The organism is Burkholderia sp. E168m23 (assembly GCF_016586125.1).
Lineage (GTDB): Bacteria > Pseudomonadota > Gammaproteobacteria > Burkholderiales > Burkholderiaceae > Burkholderia > Burkholderia orbicola.
This window is the reverse complement of the sequence record NZ_BCPP01001377.1, coordinates 1-1,313: the sequence shown is the minus strand read 5'-3', so window position 1 is coordinate 1,313 and position 1,313 is coordinate 1. Positions and strand designations below refer to the sequence as shown.

Here is a 1,313-nt window from a genome sequence, read left to right as displayed (position 1 = left end):
GACGGGATGACCGAGCGCGGCTTCGGGCGCATCGTCAACATCACGTCGAGCGCCGTGAAAGCGCCGATCGATGTGCTCGGCCTGTCGAACGGCGCACGCACGGGGCTGACCGGTTTCATCGCGGGCATCGCGCGGCAGAAGCGTATCGCGGCGCGTAACGTGACGATCAACAACCTGCTGCCGGGGCTGTTCGATACCGACCGTCTGAAGAAGGCGACCGAAGCGTCGGCTCGGGCGGAAGGCACGGACTACGAAGCGACCCGCGAAGCGAAGCGCCGCAACGTGCCGGCCGGGCGTTTCGGCACGGCCGACGAATTCGGCGCGGTCTGCGCCTTCCTGTGCAGTGCGCACGCGGGCTATCTGACCGGACAGAACGTGCTGCTCGACGGCGGCGCGTATCCGGGCACGTTCTGATACCCGCGCGGTCGTCGCGGGATGCCCGGGCCGCGCGATGTGCCCGGGCACGGCCCGCCTGCGTTATTTGATCACCAGCGGATTGACCGGTGCGTGGCCGATGTCCACCTGCAGCGTGAAGGTCCGGTCCTGGCGCACGGCGGCGATGCCGGGCATCACCTGTTCGGATTGCAGATAGTTCAGCGCGCCGGCTTCATCGTCGAGGCCCCATTTGCCCCAGTTGGTCGGCAGGCCGTCGAGCAGGCGCCTGACGTCGGGGCCGTTGGCCGGTTTTTGCACACACATGATCGTCTCCATCGTCGTGGCCGACGTGAACTCGGGGCAGTTTGCCGTGTGGATATTCGACGTCGGACGGGCGCGTCCGGTGCGGCGCGTCGCGGGCCAGTATAAGAATCGTGCCGCGTATCCGGTATTGAGAGCCGCTCATAGCGCTATGAAAAGCTGTCATGCGCGAAGTATTGACGCGGGTCGGGCGGGTTTGAAACCATCGTGGTCACTCGTGGCGGCGCCGCATTCGCGTCGACGCCAACGCATTCAGTCGATTGATCCACACAGGAAACGGAAATGAACATCGCAGGCAACTTGCTGATCGGTCAGCGCGCGCGGCGCGGCACCCAGGGCGTCACGTATGCGATCGACGCGGCGAGCGGCGAACGCATGGAGCCCGCGTTCGGCGGTGCGACCGTCGTCGATCTCGACGAAGCATGCGCGCTGGCCTGGGCGGCCTTCGACGCGTATCGCGAGACCTCGCCCGAAGCACGCGCGCGGTTTCTCGAAGCGATCGCGGCCAACATCCTCGCGCTCGGCGATGCGCTGGTCGAGCGCTGCGTCGCCGAATCGGGCCTGCCTCGCGCGCGGGTCGAAGGCGAGCGCGGCCGCACGATCGGCCAGTTGCGCAT

3 protein-coding genes are annotated in these 1,313 nt (G+C 67.0%); 2 read left to right on the top strand and 1 reads right to left on the bottom strand.

Annotated features, from left to right (window positions below; translation table 11 throughout):
- Positions 1-414: SDR family oxidoreductase (locus JMF90_RS37445; RefSeq protein ID WP_201326376.1), on the top strand; the 414-nt coding region annotated here is incomplete at its 5' end.
- 63 nt (positions 415-477) lie between these two features.
- Here the strand turns inward: JMF90_RS37445 and JMF90_RS37440 are convergent.
- Entirely contained in the window at positions 478-699 is a 222-nt protein-coding gene (locus tag JMF90_RS37440; protein WP_231691724.1) for a hypothetical protein, read from the bottom strand.
- Between the two features lie 279 nt (positions 700-978).
- Here JMF90_RS37440 and JMF90_RS37435 point away from each other — a divergent pair.
- The coding region (locus JMF90_RS37435) for an aldehyde dehydrogenase family protein (protein ID WP_201326375.1) at positions 979-1,313 on the top strand (335 nt) is incomplete at its 3' end.